12 protein-coding genes are annotated in these 16,178 nt (G+C 44.2%); 4 read left to right on the top strand and 8 right to left on the bottom strand.

Annotated features, from left to right (window positions below; all coding sequences use genetic code 11):
* Nucleotides 1-51 precede the first annotated feature (51 nt).
* The 4 genes from FRZ06_20345 to argC form a co-directional block, all read right to left on the bottom strand.
* Nucleotides 52-1,221, bottom strand: coding sequence for an aspartate aminotransferase family protein (locus FRZ06_20345; protein QOX65544.1), 1,170 nt, complete (start codon nt 1,219-1,221; stop codon nt 52-54).
* A 102-nt stretch (nt 1,222-1,323) separates the two neighbouring features.
* Entirely contained in the window at nt 1,324-2,178 is an 855-nt protein-coding gene (gene argB, locus FRZ06_20340; GenBank protein QOX65543.1) for an acetylglutamate kinase, read from the bottom strand.
* A gap of 39 nt (nt 2,179-2,217) precedes the next feature.
* Complete coding sequence (gene argJ, locus FRZ06_20335) at nt 2,218-3,438, bottom strand: bifunctional glutamate N-acetyltransferase/amino-acid acetyltransferase ArgJ (protein QOX65542.1); 1,221 nt, start codon at nt 3,436-3,438, stop codon at nt 2,218-2,220.
* A gap of 28 nt (nt 3,439-3,466) precedes the next feature.
* Nucleotides 3,467-4,414, bottom strand: coding sequence for an N-acetyl-gamma-glutamyl-phosphate reductase (argC, locus tag FRZ06_20330; GenBank protein QOX65541.1), 948 nt, complete (start codon nt 4,412-4,414; stop codon nt 3,467-3,469).
* A 345-nt stretch (nt 4,415-4,759) separates the two neighbouring features.
* Between argC and spoIIID the strand changes: the two genes are divergently transcribed.
* Nucleotides 4,760-5,008 carry a sporulation transcriptional regulator SpoIIID gene (spoIIID, locus tag FRZ06_20325; protein QOX65540.1) on the top strand — a complete coding sequence of 83 codons (249 nt, stop codon included), beginning with the start codon at nt 4,760-4,762 and terminating at the stop codon, nt 5,006-5,008.
* Nucleotides 5,009-5,035: 27 nt separating this feature from the next.
* On the opposite strand, the gene FRZ06_20320 is transcribed toward spoIIID, so the two are convergent.
* The gene (locus FRZ06_20320) at nt 5,036-5,269 is read right to left on the bottom strand and encodes a hypothetical protein (GenBank protein ID QOX65539.1); all 234 of its coding nucleotides are present in this window, start codon (nt 5,267-5,269) and stop codon (nt 5,036-5,038) included.
* Nucleotides 5,270-5,431: 162 nt separating this feature from the next.
* Nucleotides 5,432-7,786 (bottom strand): EAL domain-containing protein, encoded by a 2,355-nt coding sequence (locus FRZ06_20315; protein ID QOX65538.1) that lies wholly within the window; start codon nt 7,784-7,786, stop codon nt 5,432-5,434.
* A gap of 343 nt (nt 7,787-8,129) precedes the next feature.
* Between FRZ06_20315 and FRZ06_20310 the strand changes: the two genes are divergently transcribed.
* Nucleotides 8,130-9,320 (top strand): hypothetical protein, encoded by a 1,191-nt coding sequence (locus FRZ06_20310; GenBank protein ID QOX65537.1) that lies wholly within the window; start codon nt 8,130-8,132, stop codon nt 9,318-9,320.
* A gap of 164 nt (nt 9,321-9,484) precedes the next feature.
* Here FRZ06_20310 and FRZ06_20305 read toward each other — a convergent pair whose 3' ends face one another.
* Together FRZ06_20305 and FRZ06_20300 are read right to left on the bottom strand one after the other, a co-directional pair.
* Nucleotides 9,485-12,028, bottom strand: a complete 2,544-nt coding sequence (locus FRZ06_20305) for an FAD-dependent oxidoreductase (protein QOX65536.1) — start codon at nt 12,026-12,028, stop codon at nt 9,485-9,487.
* A 41-nt stretch (nt 12,029-12,069) separates the two neighbouring features.
* Entirely contained in the window at nt 12,070-13,671 is a 1,602-nt protein-coding gene (locus FRZ06_20300; GenBank protein ID QOX65535.1) for a CTP synthase, read from the bottom strand.
* An 803-nt stretch (nt 13,672-14,474) separates the two neighbouring features.
* Here FRZ06_20300 and FRZ06_20295 point away from each other — a divergent pair.
* Both FRZ06_20295 and FRZ06_20290 read left to right on the top strand, forming a co-directional pair.
* Nucleotides 14,475-15,506 (top strand): aminotransferase class V-fold PLP-dependent enzyme, encoded by a 1,032-nt coding sequence (locus FRZ06_20295; GenBank protein ID QOX65534.1) that lies wholly within the window; start codon nt 14,475-14,477, stop codon nt 15,504-15,506.
* Nucleotides 15,507-15,751: 245 nt separating this feature from the next.
* Nucleotides 15,752-16,087 (top strand): cupin domain-containing protein, encoded by a 336-nt coding sequence (locus FRZ06_20290; GenBank protein ID QOX65533.1) that lies wholly within the window; start codon nt 15,752-15,754, stop codon nt 16,085-16,087.
* Nucleotides 16,088-16,178 lie beyond the last annotated feature (91 nt).

The following is a 16,178-nucleotide window of genomic DNA, read 5'->3' as shown; positions in this document are numbered from 1 at the left end:
CTGCACCGCTTTATTTCCACTGCTGCGTAAGCGTCTTTTCAGCGCATCGCTTTATTTCAGGGCTGCTTCAAGAATTGCAAGCCCTTCTTCCAGCTCCTCAATTGTGATGTTCAGCGGAGGCAGAAGTCTAATTTTATCCTTTGCGGTCAGCGCAATAAGTCCCGCTTCCAACGCATTTTTTACAACAGCCTTAGCATCTTTCTCCTTAGGCGCTACACCCAGCATCAACCCAAGCCCGGTCACTGCCGCAACACCCTCCATCTGAAGGAGTTTGCTGCGCAGGTATGCTCCCTTTTCACTGACTTCCGAAAGGAATGCTTCGTCAATCCTCTTCAGAACTTCAATACCTCCGGCACATACCGCCGGATTTCCACCAAAAGTTGTGCCATGATCCCCCGGCTGCAGCACACCTTCACATTTCTCGCCAAACAGAATTCCGCCGATAGGCAGTCCTGCGCCAAGTCCTTTTGCCATAGTCACAAGATCAGGTGTGATCCCATAATGTTCATAAGCGAACAGCTTACCTGTTCTTCCCACTCCCGTCTGAACCTCATCTGCAAGGAACAGGATATCTTTCTCCTTGCAGAGCTCGTAGATCGCCGTTACAAAACTCTGTTTCAGATTATTGACGCCGCCTTCTCCCTGGACAAATTCCACCATGATGGCGCAGGTCTTTTCCGAAACCTTTGAAAGCAGGTCGTCCGTATCGTTTGCTATGGCGTATTCAAACCCTTCCACAAAGGGGTTGAAATATTTATGATAACCTTCCTGGCCCGTTGCCGTTATAGTGGCCATTGTTCTTCCATGGAAGGAATCTTTCAAGGTAATGATTTCGTATCTTCCGTCTCCGTATTTTTGACTGCTGTATTTTCTGGCGGTTTTGATGGCGCCTTCATTTGCCTCTGCTCCGGAGTTGCAGAAGAATACTTTTTTGTAACCGGTTCTGCTTACGAGCATTTCGGCCAGTTCTCCGCAGGGGCTTGTATAAAAGAGGTTTGATGTGTGCTGAATGTTCTTTAATTGCTGCATCACCGCATCCACCCAGCCGGTATCACTATACCCCAGCGAATTCACGCCGATTCCAGAGGAGAAATCGATGTATTTCTTTCCTTCCGGTGACCAACAGGTGGCTCCGGAACCCTTTTCAATGCATAGATCGTTTCTTGCATATGTCCCAAGGATGTATTTCTGATCTCTTTCTTTCACATCTGCACTTTTCATTATGTTTGCCTCCGTTCCTGTACCGTCAAGCCTTGGGAGGAAGATAACCTTCTTTCCTTGCATCCAGTACCTCTATTTCAATCATTCTTTCTGAAACACACCCTAGTAGAGCAGCGTTCCGATACCTTCGTCGGAAAAAAGCTCGATCAGAATAGAATGTTCAATTCTTCCGTCGATAATGACCGCTTCCTTGATTCCACTTTTGATTCCGTCTACACAACTCTGAATCTTTGGGATCATGCCGCCAGATAAAATTCCACTGCTGACCAACCCAGGAACCTCATCTACCCTAACCTTATGAATCAGCGTATCTTCATCTTCCTTTTCCCGAAGCAGTCCTCTCACGTCGGTCATCAGGATCAGCTTTTCTGCTTTCAAGGCACCAGCGATTGCTGCCGCTGCCGTGTCTGCATTGATATTGTAGGTTTGGCCGTCCTTGTCAGCACCCACAGTGGCCACAACCGGGATGAACCCATTTTTCAGTGCCATGGTAATCGGTGCAGCTTCGACTTTTTTAATGTCTCCCACAAAACCCAGATCCACTTCTCCCTGCAGCTTTTCCACCTGAAGCATTCCTCCGTCCAGGCCGCAGAGGCCGATGGCCTTCCCATTATTCTGCTGGATCAGCGAAACAAGATTCTTGTTGACCTTGCCTGCCAAAACCATGGCCGCAACCTCAGCAGTTTCTTCATCGGTATACCTGAGCCCGTCAATGAATTTGGATTCCTTTCCCATGATGTTCAGCATGGTGCTGATCTCAGGGCCGCCTCCGTGTATCAGGACAACCTTGATTCCGACCAGTGCCAGAAGCACAATGTCCTTCATGACAGCCATTTTCAGCTTGTCATTGACCATTGCGTTTCCGCCGTATTTGATCACTACGGTTTTATTAAAATATTTCTGTATATAAGGAAGGGCCTCTACCAGTACCTTCGCGCTTGTGATCGTGTCTTTCATGTTTTCCCCTTATCTGAATCTGCTAGGCTGCGTTCCTTGTTATGACCGATAACTGCCGTTAATCTCCACATAGCTGTACGTCAGATCACAGCCCCATGCCTTTGCCTCGGCTTCACCCTGATTGAGTGATACGAGGATGCTGATCTCGTCTTCCTTTAAGATCACCGAAGCCTCATCTTCGCTGTATTCGTTGTATGCGGCTCCTTTGCATACATCCACTTTACCTTTGGCTGATGCCAAAGAAACATCAACTTTATTAATATCAAATTCTGCATCTGCATATCCAATGGCGCAAAGGACTCTGCCCCAATTGGCATCTTCGCCAAACATGGCAGCTTTAAACAGGCTGGAAGTAATGACTGATTTGGAGATTGTCCGCGCAGTCTCCTTATCAGGTGCTCCTGTAACGGTGCATTCAAGGAGCTTCCCTGCACCTTCGCCGTCTTTTGCCAGCGCTTTGACTATTGCAGAGGTAACCTGGTTCAGTGCGGCGCAGAAAACATTGAAGTCCTCTCCCTCTCTCTCAATGAGCACATTGCCTGCCATTCCGTTCGCCATGATGGATACCATATCGTTGGTGGAGGTATCACCGTCAACACTCAGCTGGTTGAACGTATCCAGAATGTCTGCAGACAGTGCTTTATGAAGAAGTTCAGGAGCGATAGCCGCGTCTGTCGTCAGGAAGCAAAGCATTGTCGCCATATTGGGATGGATCATGCCGCTGCCCTTGGCGATACCACCTATTTTGCATTCTTTTCCGCCTAGCTCGAATTTGACTGCAAACTCTTTTTTCACGGTGTCCGTCGTCATAATACCGAAGGCTGCCTCTTCCGAACCGTTATCACTGAGCTTTTTGATCGCTTCCGGGATTCCTTTTTCAAAGGGTTCCATGCTCATGGGCTGGCCTATGACCCCGGTCGATGCCACGATGATATCCTCAGGCTTTACCTCCAGCTTTTCGGCCAGCAATTCGCAGGTCTTTACCGCAATCTCGATTCCGTTGGGTGCGCAGGTATTTGCGTTTCCGCTGTTGCAGATGACCGCAATCGCTTTTCCGTCATCCAGATGCTCCTTTGTAATCAGCAGCGGTGCACCCTTTACCTTGTTCTTAGTATAGACAGCAGCAGCGCTGCACATAACATCACTTAAAATAAGTGACAAATCATTCTTCGAGGTGTTGCCTCGGATTCCACAGTGGACTCCGGACGCTTGAAAGCCTTTGGGCGCACAGATTCCGCCCTCTATAAATCCTGTATTCATATTGATTCCTCCAATTCTGTTTCAATATTTATGAATGAAGAACGAGCCCTGTGGTTTCAGGCAGGTTCAGCATAATATTCATGCATTGGATTGCTGCGCCGGAAGCGCCTTTGCCGAGATTATCATATCGGGCCATCAAAGTGATCTGCTCTGCATGACCGCATAGATAAATTTCCATCCCATCAGTTTCCGCAAGCGATCCCGCAGCCATAAAGCCATCTTCGGGCTTTTCCCCGAATTCCTTCACTGTAATGAGAGGCTGGTCTTGATAATGTTCTGCAAACACCTGCTGCAGTATCGACGGGCTCATTTTCTTTGCCAGGAGTCTTGTGTGAAGCGGCACGGTAATCAGCATTCCACAATAATAATCTGCTATAACTGGATGAAATGCCGGAGCGTATTCAATTCCTGTCATGGCGATCATTTCGGGTAAATGTTTGTGATTTTGATCCAGTCCATACTGCCTTGGAGAGTTGAGCTCTTTATTCCTGCCCTCTGACTCATACTGGGCGATCATGTTTTTTCCCGCGCCGCTGTATCCTGTCAAAGAGTGACAGACAAACGGGTATCCAGCGTCTGCAATTCCGTACTGTATCAACGGCTTTACCAGAGAAATGAATCCGGTAGCATGACAGCCTGGTACTGCGATACGATTTGATTTTTGGATAAGAGTTCTTTGGTTCTTATCCAGTTCGGGCATTCCATAATCCCAATGCTGATTCGTTCGATGAGCCGTAGAAGTATCCAAGATTCTGCTGCTTTCTCCTGCAAGAGCAGCTATTTCTCTTGCTGCTGCATCCGGCAGACACAGGAAGGATATATCTGCATTTTGTATCATTTTAAGACGGGCTTCAGGCTCTTTCCTATCCGCTTCGGCAATTGTTTGTATTGTAAGATCTGCTCTGCTTTTCAGCCTGTTATGTATCTTCAAACCTGTGGTTCCCTCTTGACCGTCAATAAATATTTTATATGCCATTCCGACTGCACCTTCCTTCGTTTTTGGATATTGATCTGTATTCCTCTAGTTTAGCCACTTCAGCTAAAATGTCATTTTTATCATTATACGCCTATTTGGAACAAAGTCAACGGATTTTTGCATATTTATTACGAAAAATGTATTTTTATTCATTGGCAATTACAAATCAGAGGTGCAAGCTTGAATAGGTGCCTTGATCCACCTCCGAAGTTCCATTTTTATCTGTCAATCAAATGGTATATCACCTTCATGTCCTACATATATATGTTGTAAAGAAACGGTTGCTTGGCTTAGAGGCCAATTCCAAGTATTGCACAAATATATGAAGGTGGTGAAGTCTATAATATGAAGGATTACATAGAAGAGCGGGTTCTGGAGCTCGCTAGGTACATACTTGAAACAAATTCCACGGTTAGAGCGGCCGCTAAAAAGTTTCGGGTATCTAAATCCACAGTCCATAAGGATATTACCGAAAGGCTGCTTGAGATAAATCCAGGGCTTGCCCATGAAGTCAAGACTGTTTTAGATAATAACAAGGCGGAGCGTCATATCCGTGGCGGTCTTGCCACACAGCAGAAATATAAAGGACGGTAAAATAAAAGTGCAGTGAATCAAAAAATATCATTTGATTCCTGCACTTTTTCCTTCGCTGTTCAATTGTAGTTTCTGTTTTTTCCCTTTCTCTTCACTTAATTGATCATTCAATATCTCTAAAATGCAATCGCTAGATGCTCCATTCCATTGATTCATGCTACAAATGATTGAAACACGAACCCCATCACGGAAAACCCCTTCCGACAATCGGCTTTGATCATAATTCACATTTTTAATGATATCATCTAACGCAAACTTCAACAGAATAACACTCTCTTTTCCAACTTCGAGTTAATCCCTTCAAGGGTATATAACGGACTTGCATTCAGGATTCAGTTCATCCTTCATCCAGGCATTTCTCCGATTATACCACAACGTTTTATTTTTGTCCATGTATTTTTTTATAGCGATTCATATTACCAATCATAGCCCCAATTCCGCACGAACCTGAGCTTCAGGAATTGGTTTGCTGATCAAATAACCCTGTATCAAATCACAGCCGCAGGTTTCCAGGAAATGAAGCTGGTCTTCTGTTTCCACGCCCTCCGCTACCGTTTTAATCCCCATATCATGAACAAGAGAGATTATGGTCTTAAGAATCTTGCTATCCACTCCGGAATTTGCGATTTCATCAATAAAGCATTTATCAATTTTTATAATGTCAGCGGGGAGGTTTTTTAAATAATTTAGAGAAGAATATCCCGTACCAAAATCATCAAGATAGATAAGGATCCCTTTTTCCCTGAGAGAAGTCAGCTTCTGAGATGCTTCACCAAAGGATTCTACTAAGCATGATTCTGTGATTTCCAATGCAATACTGCCTTTCTGCAACTTATATTGATCATATTTTGCAAGCACATTCTCCACAAAGTCATTCTGTGACAATTGAATCGACGAAACATTGCAGGAAATGTAGAGTCCCTGTAACTGGGTTTGTTGTGCGAAGGCAAACGATTTGTCAATAACCCAATCTCCAATTTGCTTGATCATCCCGATTTCCTCCGCCAGAGGAATCATCACTTCAGGAGAAACAGATCCATATTTTATACTGTTCCAGCGAATCAGTGCCTCATAGCCCTTAATGCTCCGGCTTTTAATGTCAAACATTGGCTGGAAGTGAAGCGCAAATTCACCATTTGTAAAGGCAAGCCGCATCTGCTCTTCCATTTCACTTTTGAATTGCAGCTCAAGGCTTAATATCTCTTCATAAAAACAGAAACTGTCCTTTCCTTTGTCCTTCGCACTGTAAAGCGCAAGGTCAGCCTTCTTAAATAAATCCTCCACGGATCGCCCATCGTCAGGAAAGAGACTGATACCAATACTGCACGTGATATGTACGGGTGTTTCTCGTAGCATGATCGGCTTTCGGAACGCCGAAAGAACATTCTCTGCCGCCAAGGCCGCTTTGGCGCTGTCAGCATTATGATATAAGATAACAAATTCATCGCCACCAATCCTTGCCGGAATCAGATTAGGATTTGCAAGCTCCCTAAGCCTCTCTGCAAGTTCAACCAAGACTTCATCGCCAAAGAAGTGGCCAAAGCTGTCATTAATCTTCTTAAAATTATCAAGGTCTATGAACAGGATAGCTCCACTTACTCCTTCATCATCAGCAGCATCAAATTCCTTTCTCAGTTCATTCATGATATATACACGATTATAAAGTGAAGTCAGGTAATCACAATATGCCAGATATCTGATATCATCCTCATGCTTTTTTCGCTCACTGATATCTCTGATCACAGAAACGATTACTTCGTCACCCGACCAGATACTTTTTCTCAAAGCTACCTCTCCATCAAAGGTATTGCCATCGTTAGGCCGTTTGAATTTCCATTCGAAGACCATGGATGCCATCTCAAGAGTATCCGCTTGCTGCAGCTTTTCATCGGCCTCATAACCATCCGCGCAGAGCTGCGGAATGCTGTAATCCGTGATTCGATCTACCGGTATCCCAAATAAAGAGCCCGCTCTTTTGTTTGCCTGGAGGATCACTCCATCTTTGTCATGAATCATTACAGTATCATGGATTGAGTCAAAGACGGTCCTAATATTGCTTTCCGCATACATCCTTTCCTGAATCTCAACAGAAAGTCTGTCGTTGGCTGTAATTAAAATACGAATATATATTGCCGCAGCAATAATCACACTGATCGTGATGAAAAGAAACCCATATCGCTGAATTTTCAACACTTTTTCAAGCTCCCTATATGCGCTCTCAGGGTACATTCCCGTGCCGATATAGGCATCTATTTCCGGAATGCCCATTACATATGACAACTTTTCCTCCACACGGTTTTCTTCCGGCATATAGTAATGATAGGAGACATAAGCACCGGATGGTGTCTCCTTAGCAGCTTTCACAAGCTCCCGAATGATATATTTACCATTTACATCCTGTAGATCCCATTGATAGGATCCTTCTTTTCTGTTTTCAAAGGGCTGCACCAGCATTACGCCATCATAAGAACTCATAAATATGTAATTTTTTCCGTACTCATCCTCGTAGGTCATTTTGCGAACAAGATTTATGATTTCTTCTCTGGCCTCTGTCTTGTCCAGCATTCCGCGGCGCATGTCATCGAGAATCGGCTCGATTGTGTTGTAGGCCATATGAACCATTTTGCTGACCGAGCTTTGACGCTGGTTTTGCATCAACATAGAAAAGTCAGTACTGATCATTTGTGATATGATCAATTCAGAAACGATTAAAAAAAGCGAGCTAATCACAAGGATAGCGATCATTTTTTTCGTTTTCTTATCCTTCATAATGTTCATCTGTGGTACTTCTTGTATCACTGCTCCAGTGATACGTCTCCTTTTATTACTTGTTAAGCTGGCAGCAAAATCTCCACAAAGTACCTGCCGAAATGCAGTGCCAAAGCAGGTATCTACTAGTATATATGCCCCCTACTAATAATTCAAATATTAAATTGCTTTACTTCCGGTTCTTTCCATTTATTCTGGTTCAGCAAGCTGCTTCGCAACAAATCGCTCTCCCTTGAATATAGTGTACTAGGGAAACTTGATCAATTCAGTGCTTCCCTAACCCCGGCTGCATGGCAGATGCGTTATGGCCATGAAACAGCCTGAGTTTGAATGAATAGAAAGGCGTGATACTATGGCGATCTTCAAAGTATCGCCCGAAACAAACATCACCTCTTTGATCGCCTCCGACGAGGTTTCTCAGGGGGATGTTCTGATTCTCGAAGAAGGAGTTTATAACCAGTCGGTTTTCATCAGCAAAAGCCATATTCGTATCATGGCGAAAAACCAGCACGTCGTATTCGACGGCTACGGTGAGCTTTCAAATGGTTTCTTTCTTTTCGGTACAACCGGCGTTGAAGTCAGCGGAATAAAAATTCAAAATTACGCATATGCCGGCATTGTCGTGATCTTTGGCTCCGCAAACCGAATCCTCTCCAATATTATCAAAGAGGCAGCGGAGCGGGGCGTTGATATCGTGCGGTCATCCGCAAATTTGGTTTGGAAAAATGAGATCTGTCTTACTCGGTTCGGAGTTTTGTTGGAAACGGAAAGCACCGATAACTGGATCATTGAGAATAAAGTACGGGATTGTATTGCCGATTGCTTCGAATCCTTCTTTACGGAAAGCACCGGGAATGCATTTATCAGTAATAACGGCTGCAACAGCGGTCTGAGCTGTTTTTCCGCCGTTGGAGCAAATTGCCTTGCATATCGCAACACGGCATTCGGTGCTCATTATAACGGAGTTGGTGTGGTTCTGGGCAGAGACTGCCTCGCAATAGAAAATAAAAGTAAAGGGAACGGCAGCTCCGTCAATGGTACCTCGAACTTTTCCTCCCCTGAAAATACGTTCATAGCTGACAACATTATGAATCATAATAACGAAATCGGCTTATACGTGATGAGTGACTACAGTATCATACAGAATAACCGAATCAGCTGTAACGATAGCATCGGGCTCTCGCTCTCCCCAGATTCCTCAAATTGCCTCATCTACCATAACCGCATCGAGTGCAATGCGGGAGAAGACATTGTTGACAATGGCTCCGACAACAATTTTATCCGAAACTTAACTGGTTGTTGTGATCATTGGGATCGCGAAGCTGAAGACCTGCCGGAAAAAACAGTCATGCTAATCGCTGAGAGTTCCGGCGTTACCCTTACAAACAAGCTGCAAATAGAACTTCAGCTCGAAAAAGCAGCACTTGCTAAATTGGAGGAGCGCTCGACAAGACAGCCTGAGCATGCAAAATACAGCCATCAGATCTTTATTGAGCAGCTGAAAGATAAAATTGCCCGATGGGAGGCCCTATTGCAGCAATAACTTTGATCGCGAAACAAAACACCTCATTCGGGCGGATATTTCTAGATGCCGCCTGAATGAGGTGTTGTTTTTTATTTATTATTTATTTCGTTGCGTTATTGCTCATCCATTATGCCAGTACCCGATAAATTTACTTTAGTTTCCAAAGTTTTATCTGCTAAGGCCTATAGGAATTTTGTAATAGGATCTTGGTTTTTATATCCTTCCAGCAATTTTGCCGACTTGGACACATCCCCCATCAGGATGCCTCCGCAGAATCTGTTATTGACAAAATACAGTTTCTCATAGGTATTTTTGGCGCCGTCATAAACTTCAAATGTCTTGTAGACCTTGGAAGGATCTTTCCCGTTGTCACCGACGGCAAATAGGGTAGTTCCCATGCCGCTGAACGCATTTGACGGTACAAAAGCCTCATATTGATATTCGTCTCCAACAGCGTTGATGCCGGCTGCCTTACCCATCTCAACTGCCTGGCCCCAGATTGCATAATTGACTCCGTTGAATTCTGCGCAGTCCCCGCAGGCGTAGATATTCTCTGCACTGGTCTCCATCTTCTCATTGACCTTGATGGAACGATCTGCTTCAATGCCGATGACTTTGGCCAGCTCGATGTTCTGGCGAACTCCTGTGGAGAGGATGACAAGCTCAGCTTCAACTAAGGTTCCGTCAGCCATTTTCACGCCGGCTGCTTTTCCGTCTCCTGATATTTCTTCGATTCCAACACCAGTGACGACTTTTATTCCTGATTTCTCAGCTGCCGCTGTCAAAAGTGCAGAGCCTCTTTCATCCAGCTGTCTACCCATAATAACGGGGGCCATTTCGATGACCGTGACCTCTTTTCCTGCCTTCTTCAGCTCCCATGCAGCCTCCAGACCCAGAATGCCTCCGCCGATTATAACGGTTTTCTCTACGGTCTGCAGGAATTTCTGCAATTGATTAACGCCTTCCAGTGTACGGATTGCAAAAACGCCTTCCTGTCCCGCACCCTTGATCGGAGGGATGAAAGAATCTGCTCCTGTGGCAAGAATCAGCTTGTCATAGACTCTGGTCTCTCCGTTTTCCAGTACCAGCTCCTTGGTTTCCTTCTTAATCTCTTTTACAGTGGTACCAAGGGTCAAGGTAATATTCTTTTCCCGATACCATTCCTCGGGCTTGATATAAAAGTTAATGGGATCCACCTCGGACAAAATGCCCTTTGTCAGCATCGGTCTGTTGTATCCGATGACATTCTCACTGGATATGATCTCAATACTGCACGTTTTATTTCTCTTTCGGATTTCTTCACAGGCTGTAGTTCCTGCTGCTCCGTTTCCGATGATCACAAAGCGCTCCGCTTTATCGGATACAAAGGAAGTATCAGAAACTTCAAGCGCCGTAAATTGATCCGGTCCAACACCGCAAACGGGGCAGGATTCCGGTGGTTCTTCTCCTTCAATCTCTGCACCGCAAACAAGGCATTTCCATACTTTCTTGGGAGCACTGGAGGGTTTTACATTTTCAACAATCTTGCCTGCCAATACGGATGCTCCGAAGCCATAGCCAAATTCGAAAGCCTCCTGAAGCTGCGCATCATTTGGTTTGAATCTGATTTTCAGGCCTTCTCCGTAAAGCTTCATATTCAGCTGCTTCAGCCGTTCCATAATATTGGGAACACCTTCTCCACTCCATCCATAAGAACCGAAGGCTGACGCAATTTTCTTGCCATGTGTCTTAGCAAAGATCGCCGTTGTCAGATCCCAGATCGGCTTCAGTGCTTCTCCAACCATGGTAGGCGTGCCAAATAGGATTCCATCTGCCCAATACATCTCGTCCAAAACCTTTGCCGTATCATCATAGACCATATCGTAAAGCCTTACATCAATATCCCCGAAGGCTTTTATCCCTTCCGTAATCTTGTCTGCAATCATCTTCGTATAACCGTAGGCGCTCACATAAGGGATAATAACTGTTTTCTTAGAATTCGGATTGGTTTCCGTCGCCCATTCCTTGTATAAATGAATGATTTCCTGCGGATTGTCAATGAGCACCGGACCGTGTCCGGTAAGAATCATCTGGAGATCCAGATCCTGCACCTTCTTGACCGCGTCCAGGACGTTGGGTTTAAACGGTGCCATGATGCAGTCAAAATAGTATTTCAGAGAACTCATGTAATCTTCTTTGCTTGCGACGGTATCATTGGTGATCCCTTCCAGCGAGTAGTGGGTGCCAAAGGCATCGCAGGTCACCAAAATTCCATCCTCTTCAACAAAGGTGAACATGGTATCCGGCCAGTGCAAATTGGGAGCACTGATGAACTTCAGTGTCTTATTTCCAAGGGAAAGCTTGTCCCCATCTTTTACAATTACACTATTGAAGTCCTTGTTGCAGATCTCCTTCATAAAGTTGATCGCTGCCGACGTACCGACAAGTTTCAGTTTTGGATTGATCTCCAAAAGCTTTTCAATAGTCCCACTGTGATCCGGCTCTGTGTGACTCACGATAATATAGTCGATTTCATTCAAAGGAATGATCCCCGTGAGCTTCTCCAGGTAATCCTCAGAGAACTTTGCCTTGGAGGTTTCAAAAACCATACTTTTTTCCGAACCCTTCAGAACATAGGAATTATAGGAAGTACCGAATTCGGTGTACATGATGATATCGAATATTCTTAAGTCAGGATCTTGATTTCCTACCCAGAATAGATCCTCTTTTAATTGTTTTGTCTTCATTGCTACATCCTCCTTATTCATCCATATAGTACCCCTTTGGGTTATTTACTAAACAAGGCCGCCTTTACAAATTCCCGGAACAAGGGATGGGCCTGATTGGGCCGGCTTTTAAATTCGGGGTGATATTGCACGCCAACGTAGAAATCGTTTGTTGGAATTTCAACAGCTTCAACCAGTCTTCCATCCGGTGACGTTCCGGTTATAACCATCCCGCTGCCTTCTACCAATTCACGATATTTGTTGTTAAATTCATAACGATGTCTGTGGCGTTCGCTGATGTGATCTTTCCCATATGCCTTTTCCATCATGCTTCCGGCTTTAATACTGCAGGGATAAGCACCTAGACGCATGGTTCCTCCCTTGGGGATATCACCGTACTGATCTGGCATGAAATCTATAACAGAGTGACATCCGTCTACATCAAATTCGCTGGAATTGGCCTCAGAAAGGCCCAGCACCTTCTGTGCAAACTCAATCACTGCAATTTGCATTCCTAAGCAGATTCCCAGATAGGGAATGTTATGTTCACGGGCAAATCCCGCTGCTGCAATTTTACCTTGAATTCCCCGGTCTCCAAATCCTCCGGGAACGAGAATTCCGCTGCAGTCTCCAAGAAGAGACGCTGCTGTTTGCTCTGTCACCTCTTCTGAGTCAACCCACTTGATATTGACGATGCATCCGTTTTCATAGCCAGCATGATTGAGTGCTTCCGCAACGGACAAATAGGCATCATGGAGCTTTACATACTTGCCGACAATGGCAATGGTTACCGCTTTGTCTCTTTTTCTGATGCGGTCAAGCATGGAGATCCATTCTCCCATGTCATATGTTGCACAGCAATCCAAATGAAGTTCTCTGCAAACGATCTCCGACAAACCACTTTCCTCAAGCATCATCGGTGCCTCATATAAAACCGGAACCGTAATATTTTCTATGACGCAATCAGGCTTTACATTGCAAAACAATGCAATTTTTTGTTTGATCTCATCTTCAATAGGCTCGTCCGCTCTTGTGACAATAATATCTGGAGAAATTCCAAGCGCTCTGAGTTCCTTGACAGAGTGCTGCGTGGGTTTTGATTTATGTTCTCCGGAACCCTTGATATAGGGAACAAGCGTTACATGCATAAACAGGCAATTTTCTTTTCCCACTTCAAGGGACACCTGTCTTATCGCTTCAAGAAAGGGCTGACTTTCAATATCCCCTGTTGTTCCGCCGATTTCTGTAATAACAACATCAGCATGACTATTTTCTCCAACGGAATAAATAAATTTCTTAATTTCGTTCGTCACATGAGGAATGACCTGAACCGTGCTGCCCAGATACTCCCCTGCTCTTTCTTTGGACAAAACATTCCAGTAAACCTTTCCTGTGGTCAGGTTGGAATACTTATTTAAATCTTCATCGATAAACCGTTCATAGTGTCCAAGGTCCAGATCTGTTTCCGCACCATCCTCCGTTACAAATACCTCTCCGTGCTGGTACGGACTCATGGTACCCGGGTCCACATTGATATAAGGATCCAGCTTCTGTGCTGCAATCTTTAGGCCTCTGGCCTTCAACAGCCGCCCAAGTGACGCAGCGGTAATCCCTTTTCCAAGACCCGATACAACTCCTCCTGTAACAAAGATAAACTTTGTCATAACCGTTTTCACCTCCCTGCAAAAATAAAAAAATAGATTCGGTATTTTTGGGGTGTACAATATAAGCCCCACCAAATGACCGTCCTCTATTCGTTCACGATAGCTTCCTTTATTCAATTCTTATCATAGTATGTGCAGTTCGTGCATTCACCCATGAAAAAAATCACAAAACATGTGATTTTAAATTTCCTCTGCACAATATTAACACATTGCTTAAAAAATATCTAGCACTTTCCTAGCAAAAGTGAAATTTTTTTGGCAACTCCTAACGATCTGTCACATCCCCGTTAAAGGTTCATATACTGTAATATGCGGTCAATTGCAGACCGCCTTCAGATAAATTTGGGAAAGAGATGCATGCAAATCCTTTACGTCCCTTATTGATGCACCTATAGCCTGAGTCTTTTTATTTCTTTGAAAAGAAACTGCAGTTTTGGATCTTTAACGAATTCGTTCAGATTATTTCTGCAGATGTTGATTTGTAAGGGAGAATAGTCTTATTCTCCCTTTTTTATATGACTTTATCTACAATATAGTATGTGGAGTACAGAGGAAACTGCTGCCGAAGGAAACTTAGGTACCTCATAACGGAGTGGTGTAGGCCAACTTTTTTAGTGAAGCTTATCTTGGATCTATACTTATGTTATAATGAACGCAGAGTAATGAAGCAAAATCAAGAAAGTTTTTGCCGAAGAAAGGCGTTCATTGTATCGGTGTGAAGCAAACCGGAGCTGCGGTTTGCACGAATGATAAAATGAACGCAGAGTAAAGAAGCAAAATTTATGCAATACGGAGGCATAACCATGTACAGTTTTTTATGTGATTACAGTGAAGGCGCCCATCCCCAAATTTTAGATGCTCTGAACCGGACAAACCTTGAGCAGACCGAAGGCTACGGTATGGACCCCCATTGCAGGGAAGCGGCGGCTCTGATCCAGCGGCATATCGGCAGAGAAGATGCGGACATCCATTTCTTCGTCGGCGGCACCCAGACGAATCTAACAGCGATTTCTGCGTTTTTAAGGCCCCATCACGCTGTTATTGCTGCTTCCACAGCTCATATTCAGGTTCACGAAACCGGAGCGATAGAAGCAACCGGCCATAAAATCCTTTTAAAATCTTCTGCTGACGGCAAACTGACTCCAGCTCATATTCAAGCAGCCCTCGATGAGCATGAGGATGAGCATATGGCAAAACCTAAATTGGTGTACATTTCCAATTCTACAGAAATAGGTTCTATTTATCTCAAGGCGGAAATCGAGCAGCTAAGTCTTATCTGCAGATCGAATGGTTTAATTCTTTATATGGATGGGGCTCGTTTAGGCTCTGCACTTTCTTCAAGGGAAAATGACATGACATTGCAGGATATTGCTGGCCTAGTTGATGCCTTCTATATTGGAGGAACCAAAAACGGTGCTCTGATGGGTGAAGCACTGGTCATTTGCAGGGAGGATCTGAAAGAAGACTTTCGGTATCATATCAAGCAGAGAGGCGGTCTACTTGCAAAAGGCAGACTCCTGGGAATTCAATTTGAAGAGTTGTTTCGTGATCATTTATATTTTGAGCTTGCGGCTCACGCAAACCGGATGGCCGGGCTACTAAATGAATGTTTTCTAGACTTAAACTGCAGTTTTTTAACACACTCGCCGTCAAACCAAATCTTCCCCATCCTGCCAAATGAAATCATAAACAAGTTAGAGGAAGATTATGCTTTCTACCGATGGAAAAAAACAGATGATACCCACTCAGCAATCCGCTTGGTTACCTCCTGGGCTACAGAAGAAAAGGATGTGCAGCGATTTATCGATCAACTGAAAAACTATTACGGCAAATGAAAGTTTGGATACGTATTTGATTTGAAAATGAAAGAATAATTATTCCAGTATCGCTCATACTATTCTTGTTATGGTATCTTTTGGATATCTTCACCTAACGTAACGGCAGAGACCGTCAAGAAAAGATTTATAATGAATCTAACAAATTTTCACATATGTTGCAAATGCAACACACAAAGGATACTCTGCATGCTACGATACCGATAGAAGCTAACGTTACGTTTAATTATGAAAGCAGGGATCATATGAGTAATAAGGTTATGAAAAATATTGAAGCGTCAAAGGTTCAGGCGCTTTCGGAATTGGTTGCATATCAGGAGGGCCAGGTCGTTAGCAAAACTCTCGTCCAAAACCCTAACGTCAGTCTTACTCTGTTTTCTTTTGATCAAGGAGAGGAAATTAGTACCCATGCTTCCCATGGCGATGCACTGGTCTATGTGATAGACGGGCAAGCTGACGTCACAATTGGCAGTGAACAATACTTAGTCAGTGCGGGAGAAACCATACTGATGCCTGCAGAAACCCCTCATGCGGTATCTGCACCTACTAGAATGAAGTTTATGCTGACTGTGGTCTTTTAGCATGGTAAGCTGCATGCTGTGAATGGATTCAATGAAAATGCAGCATTTGTCAGCAAGTTTTCTTTGCAGGAATAGGTTTTCAAAGAATGGC

This window comes from Clostridiales bacterium (genome assembly GCA_015243575.1).
Lineage (GTDB): Bacteria > Bacillota > Clostridia > Peptostreptococcales > Anaerovoracaceae > Anoxybacterium > Anoxybacterium hadale.
The sequence above is the reverse complement of the archived record's forward strand: the minus strand, read 5'-3'. Positions and strand labels throughout refer to the sequence as shown.